Source organism: Ensifer sp. ENS11, assembly GCF_014851895.1.
Classification (GTDB): domain Bacteria; phylum Pseudomonadota; class Alphaproteobacteria; order Rhizobiales; family Rhizobiaceae; genus Ensifer; species Ensifer canadensis.
Map to the genome: position 1 here is coordinate 134,195 of NZ_JACVAN010000004.1, position 12,555 is coordinate 146,749.

General features: G+C 63.2%; 12 protein-coding genes. 6 read left to right on the forward strand and 6 right to left on the reverse strand.

Going from position 1 to position 12,555, the window contains the following annotated elements; all coding sequences use genetic code 11:
• Positions 1-43: 43 nt before the first annotated feature.
• From IB264_RS09905 to IB264_RS09925, 5 genes are all read right to left on the reverse strand, one after another.
• Positions 44-940: a hypothetical protein gene (locus tag IB264_RS09905; protein WP_192433326.1), complete on the reverse strand. Its 897-nt coding sequence runs from the start codon at positions 938-940 to the stop codon at positions 44-46.
• Between the two features lie 127 nt (positions 941-1,067).
• Positions 1,068-1,421 carry a VOC family protein gene (locus IB264_RS09910; RefSeq protein ID WP_025427347.1) on the reverse strand — a complete coding sequence of 118 codons (354 nt, stop codon included), beginning with the start codon at positions 1,419-1,421 and terminating at the stop codon, positions 1,068-1,070.
• Positions 1,414-1,836, reverse strand: coding sequence for a polyketide cyclase (locus IB264_RS09915; RefSeq protein WP_025427346.1), 423 nt, complete (start codon positions 1,834-1,836; stop codon positions 1,414-1,416). Before IB264_RS09915 ends, IB264_RS09910 begins: the two co-directional genes overlap by 8 nt.
• A 79-nt stretch (positions 1,837-1,915) precedes the next feature.
• The gene (locus IB264_RS09920; protein WP_025427345.1) at positions 1,916-2,701 is read right to left on the reverse strand and encodes a helix-turn-helix domain-containing protein; all 786 of its coding nucleotides are present in this window, start codon (positions 2,699-2,701) and stop codon (positions 1,916-1,918) included.
• A gap of 49 nt (positions 2,702-2,750) precedes the next feature.
• On the reverse strand, positions 2,751-4,169 hold the full coding sequence (locus tag IB264_RS09925; protein WP_025427344.1) for a sodium:alanine symporter family protein: 1,419 nt from the start codon (positions 4,167-4,169) through the stop codon (positions 2,751-2,753).
• A 187-nt stretch (positions 4,170-4,356) separates the two neighbouring features.
• On the opposite strand from IB264_RS09925, the gene ccoG reads away from it, so the two are divergent.
• From ccoG to IB264_RS09955, 6 genes are all read left to right on the forward strand, one after another.
• The gene (gene ccoG / locus IB264_RS09930) at positions 4,357-5,931 is read left to right on the forward strand and encodes a cytochrome c oxidase accessory protein CcoG (protein ID WP_025427343.1); all 1,575 of its coding nucleotides are present in this window, start codon (positions 4,357-4,359) and stop codon (positions 5,929-5,931) included.
• Entirely contained in the window at positions 5,928-6,425 is a 498-nt protein-coding gene (locus IB264_RS09935; RefSeq protein ID WP_025427342.1) for a FixH family protein, read from the forward strand. The genes ccoG and IB264_RS09935 overlap by 4 nt, the downstream gene beginning before the upstream one ends.
• Entirely contained in the window at positions 6,422-8,710 is a 2,289-nt protein-coding gene (locus tag IB264_RS09940) for a cation-translocating P-type ATPase (protein ID WP_025427341.1), read from the forward strand. Before IB264_RS09935 ends, IB264_RS09940 begins: the two co-directional genes overlap by 4 nt.
• Complete coding sequence (gene ccoS, locus IB264_RS09945) at positions 8,707-8,865, forward strand: cbb3-type cytochrome oxidase assembly protein CcoS (protein WP_025427340.1); 159 nt, start codon at positions 8,707-8,709, stop codon at positions 8,863-8,865. The genes IB264_RS09940 and ccoS overlap by 4 nt, the downstream gene beginning before the upstream one ends.
• 180 nt (positions 8,866-9,045) lie before the next feature.
• Complete coding sequence (gndA, locus tag IB264_RS09950) at positions 9,046-10,476, forward strand: NADP-dependent phosphogluconate dehydrogenase (protein WP_025427339.1); 1,431 nt, start codon at positions 9,046-9,048, stop codon at positions 10,474-10,476.
• Positions 10,477-10,891: 415 nt separating this feature from the next.
• On the forward strand, positions 10,892-11,212 hold the full coding sequence (locus IB264_RS09955; protein ID WP_225906376.1) for a lysozyme inhibitor LprI family protein: 321 nt from the start codon (positions 10,892-10,894) through the stop codon (positions 11,210-11,212).
• Between the two features lie 69 nt (positions 11,213-11,281).
• Here the strand turns inward: IB264_RS09955 and IB264_RS09960 are convergent, their stop codons facing one another.
• A complete protein-coding gene (locus IB264_RS09960) occupies positions 11,282-12,340 on the reverse strand; it encodes a LacI family transcriptional regulator (protein WP_025427338.1) in 1,059 nt (352 codons plus the stop codon).
• Positions 12,341-12,555: the final 215 nt, after the last annotated feature.

The following is a 12,555-nucleotide window of genomic DNA, read 5'->3' on the forward strand; positions in this document are numbered from 1 at the left end:
GTCAAGTTAAGAAAATGGCCGCGTCGAAAGACGCGGCCTATCTTCATTCCAGCGCAGCGGCGATGGTGGCGCCGACCATGACGCTTGAAAGGGCGGCGCCCAAAAGCAGCGGCGCGTTGACCGGTCGGCGCACGACGGTGCCGAAATTGAACAGGTTCATCGGCAACAGGTGAAAGCCGCCGCCCTCGGGTTTGCTGCGTGGGGCTTCCATGAAACATTCGTCGTCGAACCAGATCCAGTCATTGCGCCAGGTCCAGCAGCCCTTGTCGCGATAGACGGCGGCAACCTCCTCGGCGAAGGCCTTATCGGCCGGCAGCCTGATGTAGTTGACCGGCTTGCGGCTAAAATACTGCATCGCCAGCGGCATCGAGCGTTCGGTGCAATAGTTCGACATCCAGAGCTTGAAGCCGATTTCGTCGCGAAGCCGGTCGAGCACGCGAAACACCTGCACATGATCCTCGTGACCGTACTCGCCCCAGGGATTGTGGGTGAAGACGTTCATGTCGGGCTTCAACCGCGGCTGCAGCGTGCGATAGAGCGTTTCGTAGTTTTCACGGTAGGCCTGGGCGATCGGCCGCGTCGAGTGGCGGAAGCTGCCGGGCATCAGTTGCGACAGCGATTTCTTCACCACGCGCTTGGCCTCGCGACGCGTGCCTTCGGTTCCGAACTCCATGCCGTAGGGGCCAGGCTTCGGGCTCGTCCAATCGGCGCAGTCGAAGGAGCCGGTCTCCTCCATCTCGAGGAACCGGACGTTGCCGCGGGGATAGGCCTTGATGGCGGCAACGCGGGCGTCGCCCATCTGCGGCTCCGACCAGATATCGCGATAAAGGATGATGACCTCGTCGACCTTTTTCAGGATCGAGGTGAACCACAGCAGTTCGTCGTCGGGGTGGGCGCCGATGATGACGGAATTCAGCAGAAACTCGTGATCGTCTGACATTGCCCAGCGCCCTTTGCCGCTTCTTGTTTTCGCGCGCAATCTTGGGATGCAAAGATTAAGTCTGGGTAAAATCTGCAGGCGCAGACGCCGGTTGTCCACAGGTGGCGGAAACCGGCGCGAGGGATGGTTATTGCGCCGACCAAACCGCCAGCTCGTAGCCGTCAGGATCGGCGAAGTGGAAGCGCCGGCCGCCGGGGAAGGGGAAGATCGGTTGCAGGATTTTTCCGCCGGCCGCCTCGACCTTCGTCAAGCTCTCTTCCAGATTGTCGGCATAGATGATGATCAGCGGCCCTCCGGCCCGGACTGGCCCTGTCGTGGTGAAGCCGCCGGTCAATCTTCCGTCCTGGAACTCGCAATATTCGGGGCCGTAATCCGTGAAGGTCCAGCCGAAGGCGCCGCCATAGAACGCCTTACTGGCGGCGATGTCGGAGACGTTGAACTCGACATAGTCGATGCGGCGATCGTTGCCCTTGTTACCCATGATGTGTCCTGTCGCTTTCTGATTCCAAGATTGACTTAAGGGCGGCGAGATCCTTCGCCACCCATTCGGCATCGCCGGCGAATTGCTCGTCGCTCATGTCGGCCTGCCGCAGCAGCGTGAACATCACCTCGGCGCCATCGTCGTTCGACACGACGCGCAGGGCGTTGTGCACCTTCACGCCGTTTTCCAGCGTCACCAGATGATCGACGACGCCGAAGGCATTGTCGGGGGCAAAACGCACGCGCGCGTTGCCGAGCGGTCCCGGAGCGACCCATTCTTCCCCGTCGCGCGTCAGGCCGGACGAAAGGCCCGATGCCCAGAGCGGCATGTTTTCAGGCTTGGCCATGAAAACATAGACCTCGTGCCAGTCGCGCTCGATCGAGATGTGGATGATTTTCGCTGCCAGTGTCGTCATGCGTTTCGTCGCCTTGCCATTGCCGTTGCAATCAAGGGGTAGCACCACAGGGCGTCGCCGTCTTGAATGAAACGGCCAGTCAGTTCGCGAGCTGGCGCCGGATTTCGCGCGGCGAGAGCGAGGTCAGCTCCCTGGTCTCGCGCGTCAGGTGGGCTTGGTCGGCGTAGCCGGTATCAAGCGCAAGCGCGCTCAGGCTCGCCTCAACGTCGCTTCGGCAGGTGGCGAGAAAACGCTGCAGGCGGAGGATGCGGTCGAGCGTCTTGGCGCCATAGCCGAAATGTTCGTGGCAGCGGCGGCGCAGCGTGCGCTCGCTGGTTCCTGTCGTCTGCGCCAGCAGCCGGATCGGGTTGTCAGACATCGGTTGCCTCTGGCGCAACTCAGCCAGGCAAGCGGCGATGTCGGCAGGCGGGGCTGCGACCGCCGCCAGCCTTTTCTCAACCGCGTGAGCAAGCATCGCGGCACGCGCTGCTGCGCTACCGGCCTCAGTCATCCGCGCATGGAGTTCATCGGCGGCGGCACCCCAGAAGGCATCGAGCGGCACGACCGTACCGGTCAGCTCGCAAAGCGGCGTGCGCAGCCAGGAGGCGGCAATACCGGCCCGAAAGCGCAGGCCGACCACGGTCTCGCCGGGGCCGATGACCGGAAAGGCTGCGACCCTGTCTGGGCCGGCAACAGCCAGACCCCGGCTCGACCAGATGATATCGACGCAGCCATCGGGAACGACAGCCATGGGCGAGGGCGGGCCCTCGGGCATGGTATGGCTCCAAAGGCACTCCACATGGCCCGCAAGCGAGGCAGGCGCCGAGCGCTCGCGGTAGATGCCGCAGCGCTTGGCAAGCGTCAGTGGCCGCAAGGTACCATGCATGCCTTGCCCTCCGAGGTCTCCCGCTTCCGGTTACCTGTCTCTTGCCGCCCTAATCGCGCGACCAGATCTTGCCGTCGATCTGCCCTTGCAGTTCCGGGTAGTCGGCGGCGTGGAAGACCGGCTCGACACCCTGCTTGCGCTGGGCGAAATAGTCCTTCGTCAGCTTGGCAATGGTACCCGACAGGAGCAGGATGGCAATCAGGTTGATCGTCGCCATCAGGCCCATCGAGGCGTCGGCGGCGTCGAACACGGTGGCGATGCTCTCATAGGCGCCCCAGACGACCATGGCGAGAACGGCGCATCGCATGAGGGTGATGCCGAGACGGTTGGCGCCGCCGAGATAGGTCAGCGCGTTCTCCGCGTAGGAATAGTTGCCGATGATCGAGGTGAAGGCGAAGAAGAAGATCGCAATGGCGATGAAATAGCTGCCCGCCCAGCCGATATGGACGTTCATGGCGGCCTGGGTCAGTTGCGTGCCGGTGATGCCGGAGCCGGGCTCCAGCGTGCCGGACAAGAGGATCATCACCGATGTCGCGGTGCAGATCAGGATCGTGTCGATGAAGACGCCGAGCGATTGTACGAACCCTTGCGAGGCCGGGTGATGCGGAACCGGGGTGGCGACGGCTGCGATATTCGGGGCGGAGCCCATGCCGGCTTCGTTGGAGAACAGGCCGCGCTTGACGCCGTTGAGCATGGCGGCAGCGACCCCGCCGGTGATGCCGCCTGCCGCTTCCTGCAGGCCGAAGGCGCTGGAAATGATGGTCCAGAGCACCGTTGGCACCAGCGAGGCGTTGGCGATCAGCACATAGATCGCCATCAGCAGATAGGCGACGGCCATGAACGGCACGACGATTTCGGCAACGCGCGCAATCTGGCGGATACCGCCGAAGATGACGATGCCCGAGAGCGCTGCAACGGCGATGCCGACCACGATCTTCGGAATGCCGAAGGCGCCCTGTACGGCATCGGCGATCGAATTGGCCTGAACCGCATTGAAGACGAGACCGAAGGAAAGGATGAGGCAGACGGAGAAGATCGTTGCCGCCCACGGCGCATTGAGGCCACGGGCGATGTAGAAGGCCGGACCGCCGCGATACTGGCCGTTTTCGTTCTTGACCTTGTAGATCTGGGCCAGCGCGCTTTCCGCATAGGCCGTCGCCATGCCGACGAGCGCGACCATCCACATCCAGAAGGTGGCGCCCGGTCCGCCGAGATAGAGCGCAACGGCAACGCCGGCGAGATTGCCGGTGCCGACGCGCGAGGCAAGGCTCACGGTCAGCGCCTGGAACGGACTGATGCCCGCCGCATCCTTCGACCCGCCGCTGCTCAACACACGAAACATCTCGCCGAAATGCACGATCTGAGGAAAGCCAAGCCGGATGGTGAAGAAGATGCCGACGGCGAGCAGGCCATAAATGAGCACATAGCCCCAGAAGATCGTGTTCAAAAAGCCGATGATCGTGTCCATGCGGTCCTCGTAGGTTTGGCGGGATGTCGTGGTGTGGCAATTGCCATCAAGTCGCGCGGCATGAAGCCCGGACGTTTCGACGCATGCGGCCGCTTTAGCCCGCAAACTTGACACAGATCAACGTTTCCGGCCGCCAGATCGGGCAAAACAGCGTTCAATACGCGATATATTCGGGGATATCCCACAGATGCAGCCTCAATCCGCCACAAACGCCCCCATCGTCGAACGCCACGAGGCCGAGGCGGTCAACGCGGCGCATGTGCGCAAGCCGCTTTACGAAAAGCGCAAGAAGATCTTCCCGAAGCGCGCCGAGGGACGATTCCGCCAGTTCAAGTGGCTGGTGATGCTGGTCACGCTCGGCATCTACTATCTGACGCCGTGGATCCGCTGGGACCGCGGCGAGCATGCGCCCGACCAGGCGGTGCTTGTCGATATCGCCGCCCGTCGCTTCTATTTCTTCTTCATCGAGATCTGGCCGCAGGAATTCTTCTTCGTGGCCGGGCTTCTCGTGATGGCGGGTTTCGGCCTCTTCCTGGTCACGTCAGCCGTCGGGCGCGCCTGGTGCGGCTACACCTGTCCTCAGACCGTCTGGGTCGACCTGTTCCTTGTCGTCGAGCGCTACATTGAAGGCGACCGCAACGCGCGCATGAAGCTCGATGCCGGACCATGGACAGCGGCCAAGATCGTCAAGCGGGTGACGAAACATTCGATCTGGATTCTGATCGGCATTGCCACCGGCGGCGCCTGGATCTTCTATTTTGCCGACGCGCCGGCCTTGCTGAAGAGCTTCGTCTCGCTCGAGGCGCCGACGATCGCCTATATGACCGTCGCGATTCTCACCGCCACGACCTATGTGTTCGGCGGGCTGATGCGGGAGCAGGTCTGCACCTATATGTGCCCGTGGCCGCGCATCCAGGCGGCGATGCTCGACGAAAACTCGCTGGTCGTCACCTATAACGACTGGCGTGGCGAACCGCGCTCGCGCCACCAGAAGAAGGCGGCAGCCGCGGGCGAGAGCGTCGGCGACTGCGTCGATTGCAATGCCTGCGTCGTCGTCTGTCCGATGGGCATCGACATCCGCGACGGCCAGCAGCTCGAATGCATCACCTGCGCGCTCTGCATCGACGCCTGCGATAACGTCATGGACAAGCTTGGGCGCGAGCGCGGGCTGATCGCCTATGCGACGCTGAGCGATTATGCCTCCAACATGGCGCTTGCCACCGACGGCGGCACGACGGCGATCGACCCGGGCCGGGTGCGTGACGCCGACGGCACCTTCGTCGACAAGGTCAGGCATTTCAACTGGAAGATCGTCTTCCGGCCGCGCGTGCTTGTGTATCTCGGCGTCTGGACGCTGGTTGGTATCGGCCTGCTCTATGCGCTCCTGGCGCGCGATCGGCTGGAGCTCAACGTGCTGCACGATCGCAACCCGCAATTCGTGCTCGAATCGGATGGATCGGTGCGCAACGGCTACATGGTCAAGCTCTTGAACATGATCCCCGAACAGCGCACGATCACACTCACCATCGACGGCATGCCGTCGGCGATGATGCGCATTGCCGGCCAGGCACCGGGCGACGGCCGCAGCTTTGCCGTCGGCGTCGATCCGGACAAGGTGACGGCGCTGAAAGTGTTCGTGACGCTGCCGAAGGATAAACTCGGCGAAGCGGAAGACGGCTTCAGCCTGATTGCAGAAGACCCGTCGAGCCATGAGCGCGACGAATACCAGGCCAACTTCAACCAACCGGGAGCCGCGAAATGACCGCTGACCAAGGCAGGCAACCCCGTGTCTTCACCGGATGGCACATGCTCGGCGTGATGGTGCTGTTCTTCGGCACCATCATCACCGTCAACCTGATCATGGCCTGGAACGCCAGCCACAGCTGGAGCGGGCTCGTCGTCCAGAACACCTATGTCGCCAGCCAGCAGTTCAACGGCAAGGTGAAGGAGGCGCGCGCCTTTGCAGCGAGCGGCCTCGACGGCAAGCTCAGCCTGGAGCCGGGCGCGGTGCGCTACACGCTGACGCGACAAGGCAAGGCTGAAACGTCGGCCGACAAGGTCGTTGCCGTGTTCAAGCGTCCGGTCGAGGAGCATGAGGACGTGCAGATCGAGATGGCGCATCAGGGCAACGGCGTCTTCGTTGCCGCAACCGACCTTAAGCGCGGACAATGGATTGCCGATATCACCGCGACGTCGGGCGACAAGGTCGTCTATCGCCAGGCCATTCGCTTCATCGCGCCGGGAGAGCGTCCATGAGTTGCTGCGCTGCCGGCGCCGAAACCGCGCTGGAGATCGACAGGAGTGCGCAAGGCCTGCCGAGTTCGGAAGAGCTGTGGCTGACCAGCCGCACGCTCGGCAGTGGCCTTCGCCAGACCGACCTCAGCGTGCCCGGCATCCACTGCGGCGCCTGCATCACGACGATCGAGGCTGCCCTGAAGAGCCGGCCGGAGGTGGAGCGCGCCCGCGTCAACCTGTCCTCGCGCCGGGTCTCAGTCGTCTGGAAGGAAGAGGTCGCGGGGCAGCGCAGCGATCCGCGCGAACTGGCGCGCGCGATCCGCGAGCGCGGCTACGAAACGCATCTGTTTGCACCCGGCGAGGAAGAGGGCGACACGCTGTTGAAGCAGCTGGTCCGCGCCGTTGCCGTCGCCGGCTTTGCCTCGACCAACATCATGCTGCTCTCGGTCTCGGTCTGGTCGGGCGCCGAGGCGGCAACGCGCGATCTCTTCCATTGGATTTCGGCGCTGATCGCCGCGCCGACGCTGATCTATGCCGGCCGGTTCTTCTATGCCTCCGCCTGGAATGCGCTGAAGCACGGCCGCACGAACATGGACGTGCCGATCGCCCTGGCGATCACGCTCTCCTACGGCATCTCGCTTTATGAGACGATCACTCACGGCACCCATGCCTGGTTCGACGGCACGGTGATGCTTCTGTTCTTCCTGCTTATCGGCCGCACGCTCGACCACATGATGCGCGGCCGCGCCCGCTCGGCGATCAGCAGCCTGGCGCGCCTGTCGCCGCGCGGGGCGATGGTCATCGATGCCGACGGCAGCCGCGAATACCGTCCGGTGGACGAGATCAAGCCGGGCGAACGGCTGGCGATTGCGGCCGGCGAGCGTATTCCTGTCGATGGCCGGATTCTCGTCGGCTCGAGCGACCTGGACCGCTCGATCGTCAACGGCGAAAGCGCACCCGCGCCGGTGCATATTGGCGACACGGTCGAGGCCGGCACGCTCAACCTGACGGGACCGCTGACGATCGAGGCGACGGCTGCTGCCCGCGACTCGCTGCTCGCGGAAATCATGGGCCTGATGGAGGCGGCCGAAGGGGGCAGGGCGCGTTATCGCCGCATCGCCGATCGGGCAGCGCAATATTATTCGCCAGCGGTTCACCTGTTGGCCTTCCTGAGCTTTATCGGCTGGATGTTCGTCGACGGCGATTTCCATCACGCCATGCTGGTGGCCGTTGCTGTGCTGATCATCACCTGCCCATGCGCCCTTGGCCTGGCGGTGCCGGTGGTGCAGGTCATTGCCGCAGGCCGGCTCTTCCAGAACGGCGTCATGGTAAAGGACGGATCGGCCATGGAGCGGCTGGCCGAGATCGACACGGTGCTGTTCGACAAGACCGGCACGCTGACCGCCGGGGAACCGCGCCTGACCAACGGGGCCGAGATCAAGCCGGCGGTGCTGGCGACCGCTGCCGGCCTTGCCGTGCATTCGCGCCACCCGCTGGCCATGGCCATCCACGATGCGGCTGCGATCGCGCCGGTTCTCTCCGGCGATATCCGTGAAATCCCGGGCGCGGGCATCGAGGCACAGACGACCGACGGCATCTATCGTCTCGGCAGCCGCGCCTTTGCCTGTGGCGACGCCGGTGAGGCGAGCGGCCAGTCGGAGGTCATCCTCTCGCTCGACGGACGCGAGCTTGCCTGCTTCCGCTTTGAAGACCGGCTGCGGCCACAGGCGCGCGAAAGCGTCGACAAGCTGACACGCATGGGCTTTGCAACCGGCATTCTCTCGGGCGACCGCGAGCCGGTCGTGGCAGCGCTTGCCCGCAGGCTCGGCATCATCCGCTGGCGTTCCGAACTGTCGCCGCGCGGCAAGGTCGACGAATGCGCGGCTGCGGCCGAAGGCGGTCATCGCGTGCTGATGGTCGGCGACGGTATCAATGATGCGCCGGCGCTGCGTGCAGCCCACGTCTCGATGGCGCCGGCAACGGCTGCCGACGTCGGCCGGCAGGCTGCCGATTTCGTCTTCCTGCACCAGGGCCTCGACGCCGTGCCGATGGCGATCGACACCTCGCGCCGGGCAGGCCGGCTGATCCGCCAGAACTTCGCGCTGGCGATCGGCTACAACGTCATCGCCGTCCCGATCGCCATCATGGGCTACGCGACGCCGTTGATTGCAGCCATCGCCATGTCGACATCGTCGATCATCGTCGTTGCCAACGCTTTGCGGCTGCGCGCGAAGGTGGCGAAGTCTGCCGCAGCGATCGAGCGACAGGCGCCGACGACGCTGGGCGCGATCGGAAGCGCCTCATGAACACGCTGATCTATCTCATTCCGATCGCATTGTTCTTAGGGGGACTCGGTCTCGTCGCCTTCCTCTGGGCGCTGAAGAGCGGCCAGTACGAAGACCTCGACGGCGCCTCCTGGCGCGTGCTCGACGATGGCGACGGCAAGCCCGAAAAGGAGTGATTTTCTCAAGAATCGCTTGTCGTTAATCGATTTGAATGCCAAAACAGCCTCCGCCGTCGCATCTCGCGTCCGCCCCTTTCCCGAGGGGCAATGCGAGCGCGCGAAGTTTAATTCGAGGGGCCGGCTCCCACGCGTTTATCCTGATCGCGTCCGGCTCTCCTGTCCAATGGAGGCAATCACGTGTCACAGGCGGAAATCGGCCTTATCGGTCTCGGCGTCATGGGCTCGAACCTGGCGCTCAACATCGCTGAAAAAGGCAACAAGATAGCGGTCTTCAACCGCACCGTCGAAGCGACGCACAAATTCTACGCGGAAGCCGGCGAACTCCAGGGCCAGATCGTGCCCTGCGACACCATCGAAGAGTTCGTCGCCGCCATCCGCCCGCCACGTCCGATCATCATCATGATCAAGGCCGGCGAGCCGGTCGATCAGCAGATGGAAATCCTCAAGCCGTACCTCGCCAAGGGCGACATCATGATCGATGCCGGCAACGCCAACTTCCGCGACACGATGCGCCGCTTCGATGCGCTGAAGGACTCAGGTCTGACCTTCATCGGCATGGGTGTTTCCGGCGGTGAAGAGGGCGCGCGCCATGGCCCGTCGATCATGGTCGGCGGCACGGAAGATTCCTACAAGCGCGTCGAGACGGTGCTGACCTCGATCGCCGCGAAATACGACAATGATCCGTGCGTTGCCTGGCTCGGCGAAAACGGCGCCGGCCACTTCGTCAAGACCATCCACAACGGCATCGAATATGCCGATATGCAGATGATCGCCGAAATCTACGGTATCCTGCGCGACGGCTTGAAGATGACGGCCGGCGAAATCGGCGAAGTCTTTGGCGCCTGGAACAAGGGTCGCCTGAATTCCTACCTGATCGAGATCACCGAAAAGGTCTTGAAGGCAGCGGATCCGCTGACCGGCAAGCCGATCGTCGACCTGATCCTCGACAAGGCCGGCCAGAAGGGCACCGGCAAGTGGTCGGTGATCGAAGCGCAGAACATGGGCGTTCCGGCAACCGCGATCGAAGCGGCCGTTGCCGCGCGCAGCATCTCGTCCGCCAAGGATGAGCGCGAAGCCGCCGAGAAGATCCTCGGCCTGCCTGATGTCGGCGAGTTAAAGGTCACTGATAAGGCTGCCTTCATCAAGGACCTGGAAAACGCGCTGCTGGCCGCCAAGATCGGCGCCTATGCTCAAGGCTTTGCCGTCATGTCCGCCGCCTCGAAGGAATTCAACTGGTCGCTGCCGATGCCAACGATTGCCAAGATCTGGCGCGCCGGCTGCATCATCCGCTCGCAGTTCCTGGATGAAATCACCACCGCCTTCACCAAGGCGCCCGATGCCGCCAACCTGATCGTCACCCCGGCCTTTGCCGCCATGGTCAAGGAAACCGACGGGGCACTGCGCCGTGTCGTTTCGGCGGCCATGCTCGGTGGCCTGCCGGCGCCGGCGCTGGCCTCGGCACTCGGCTACTTCGACAGCTACCGCCGCGGCCGCGGCACTGCCAACGTGATCCAGGCCCAGCGCGACTTCTTCGGCGCCCACGGCTTCGACCGCGTCGATGGCGCCGATGCCCACCACGGCCCGTGGGGCAGCGGCCTCAACGCCTGAGCGGGCAAAATCGGAATTTCGAACGGGGCGGCCTACAGCGCCGCGCGTCTTATTAGACGCGCGGCGCTGTAGCACTTTGAATTGCTGCATGTTTTTATCCTTAAATCGAATGCGATTTAAGGCAACATGCGGTAGGTCGCCCCGTTTCGTTTGGTCATCGATCCCCATCTATTCACACGGTTGTATCGAGCAGGAAGACCAGTATGCAGTAGACGGCCGTCCTTGGTGCGACCGGTGATTGAATCGCCGATGAAACCGAAGAGAGCGCCCATGATCAGACTGTCATGAGAGCTGCGGATAACGGCGGCGGCAGCGCGCCCGGTGCGCCGTTGCTGATAAGACGGCCAATTGCAGTAAGGGATTTATTCGTTCCAAGCGCGAAACAGAGTCGTTTCAAAAACGGAGACTGAGTTCCATGAAGGCTTCATTGTTGACTGCCGCCCTGGTCTTGGCAACGTCCACGTCGGCATATGCGGAGCAAAGCTGCGGCGACCTGACGAACCAAGCGGACATGAACATATGCGCCGGGAAGGCCTATGACAAATCCGACACCGAACTGAACACTCTCTACAAGCAGATCGAGGCACGACTAAAGAACGACGCAGACACCACAAGGCTGCTGCTAACAGCGCAGAGGGCGTGGGTGGCGTTCCGCGATGCCGATGCAACTTTTCGAGTTCCGTGGTCACGGGCAGCTTGTATTCGTTCATTTTCAACTCGTGCCGTGATGGCATGACCAAAGTCCGTATCGAAAACCTCAAGGTTTACCTGAAATGCACCGACGGTGACCTGGACTGCCCTGTTCCTACCGTTTGATCGATACCGGCACGGCGGACTGAAGCTCCGGCTGACTGAGGCTCTGCAGCGTTTCGGACGGCTGGCCGTCGATATGGCCGATCACCGCCTTGGCGAGTTCGCGCCCGGCAACCCGGATGTCCTCGTACATGGTCACCACTTCGGGGCGAAGCCAGCGCAGGAAATCGCTCGGCACCTTGGACACCATGTCGGCATCCTTGCCGAGTGTCCTGTTGGCGGCCTCAAGGCCGGCGATCAGTGCGATCGCGCCGGAGCCGCTGCCCGACACGATGCCGTCAGGCGGATTGTCCGAGCGCATCAGCGTCTCGAAGGCGTCGCGGATCTCGACCAGCGTGTGATCGATATTGATGTGGTGGAAGCTGACCGCATCCGCCTGGAAATCGCGAAGGCCGCGCTCGAAGCCGGCGCGCATGTGCGAATAGAAGGTCAGGTGCGGCGGCGGCTCCAGCAGCACCAGGCGCTTGCGGCCGCGCTCCACCAGCTCGCGCACGGCCTCATAGGCAAAACGCTCGTTGTCGAAGTCGTGATAGGGGTGGACGACGCCCATCTCGGTGCGGCCGTGGGTGACGAAGGGCAGGCCGCGCTCCGTCAGAAGCGCCACGCGCGGGTCGTGCGGCTCGGTGCGCGAAATGATCACGCCGTCGGCCGCGCCGGTGTCGAGGATATAGCGGATCGGCGCCAGCGCATCCTTGGTAGCGCTATAGGGCGTGACCACCAGATGATAGGGGGTGCCGGCGAGAACCTCGGTGATGCCGACGACCATGGGGCTGGTGATGCCCATGATTTCTTCTTCCAATGTCAGTACCAGGCTGATGACATTGGTCTTGCCGGTTCTCAGGCGCACCCCGGCGCGGTTCGGCTGGTAGCCGATCTGCTTGGCGACGAGGCGCACGCGCTCCTTGGTTTCGGCGCCGATATCGGGCGCATCCTTCAAGGCGCGCGAGACGGTGGTGATGCCGAGCCCGGTCATGAAGGCGATCGTCTTCAGCGTGGGCCTGCCGCCATCCGGCGGCGGCGTCAGCGGTCTGTTTTTCGTCTTGCTGTCCATCGCTGTCACCCGCTCGCCCTTGCCGTTGCCGCCCGCCGCCCCATTTAGCGTCACTTCCCGCCTTATATACGAAATGTGACGGGGAGCTATCCTGCTATGGGCGTACGGCACCGAGGCAAATCTGTAACGATACAGTAGCGCTGTCGAGCATTTTCGTTGCTGCGCTGCGGTGAATGAAACACTCTGGTTGAGTGTGCTGTGTTGCAGCGGGCTTT

What these genes read in the sequence shown, in the direction of transcription:
- IB264_RS09940 (WP_025427341.1), top strand. Translation starts at nt 6,422, where the DNA reads ATGAGTTGCTGCGCTGCCGGCGCCGAAACCGCGCTGGAGATCGACAGG.
- IB264_RS09910 (WP_025427347.1), bottom strand. Translation starts at nt 1,421, where the DNA reads ATGGGTAACAAGGGCAACGATCGCCGCATCGACTATGTCGAGTTCAAC.
- IB264_RS09925 (WP_025427344.1), bottom strand. Translation starts at nt 4,169, where the DNA reads ATGGACACGATCATCGGCTTTTTGAACACGATCTTCTGGGGCTATGTG.
- ccoG (WP_025427343.1), top strand. Translation starts at nt 4,357, where the DNA reads ATGCAGCCTCAATCCGCCACAAACGCCCCCATCGTCGAACGCCACGAG.
- IB264_RS09915 (WP_025427346.1), bottom strand. Translation starts at nt 1,836, where the DNA reads ATGACGACACTGGCAGCGAAAATCATCCACATCTCGATCGAGCGCGAC.
- IB264_RS09955 (WP_225906376.1), top strand. Translation starts at nt 10,892, where the DNA reads ATGAAGGCTTCATTGTTGACTGCCGCCCTGGTCTTGGCAACGTCCACG.
- IB264_RS09905 (WP_192433326.1), bottom strand. Translation starts at nt 940, where the DNA reads ATGTCAGACGATCACGAGTTTCTGCTGAATTCCGTCATCATCGGCGCC.
- ccoS (WP_025427340.1), top strand. Translation starts at nt 8,707, where the DNA reads ATGAACACGCTGATCTATCTCATTCCGATCGCATTGTTCTTAGGGGGA.
- IB264_RS09935 (WP_025427342.1), top strand. Translation starts at nt 5,928, where the DNA reads ATGACCGCTGACCAAGGCAGGCAACCCCGTGTCTTCACCGGATGGCAC.
- IB264_RS09960 (WP_025427338.1), bottom strand. Translation starts at nt 12,340, where the DNA reads ATGGACAGCAAGACGAAAAACAGACCGCTGACGCCGCCGCCGGATGGC.
- IB264_RS09920 (WP_025427345.1), bottom strand. Translation starts at nt 2,701, where the DNA reads ATGCATGGTACCTTGCGGCCACTGACGCTTGCCAAGCGCTGCGGCATC.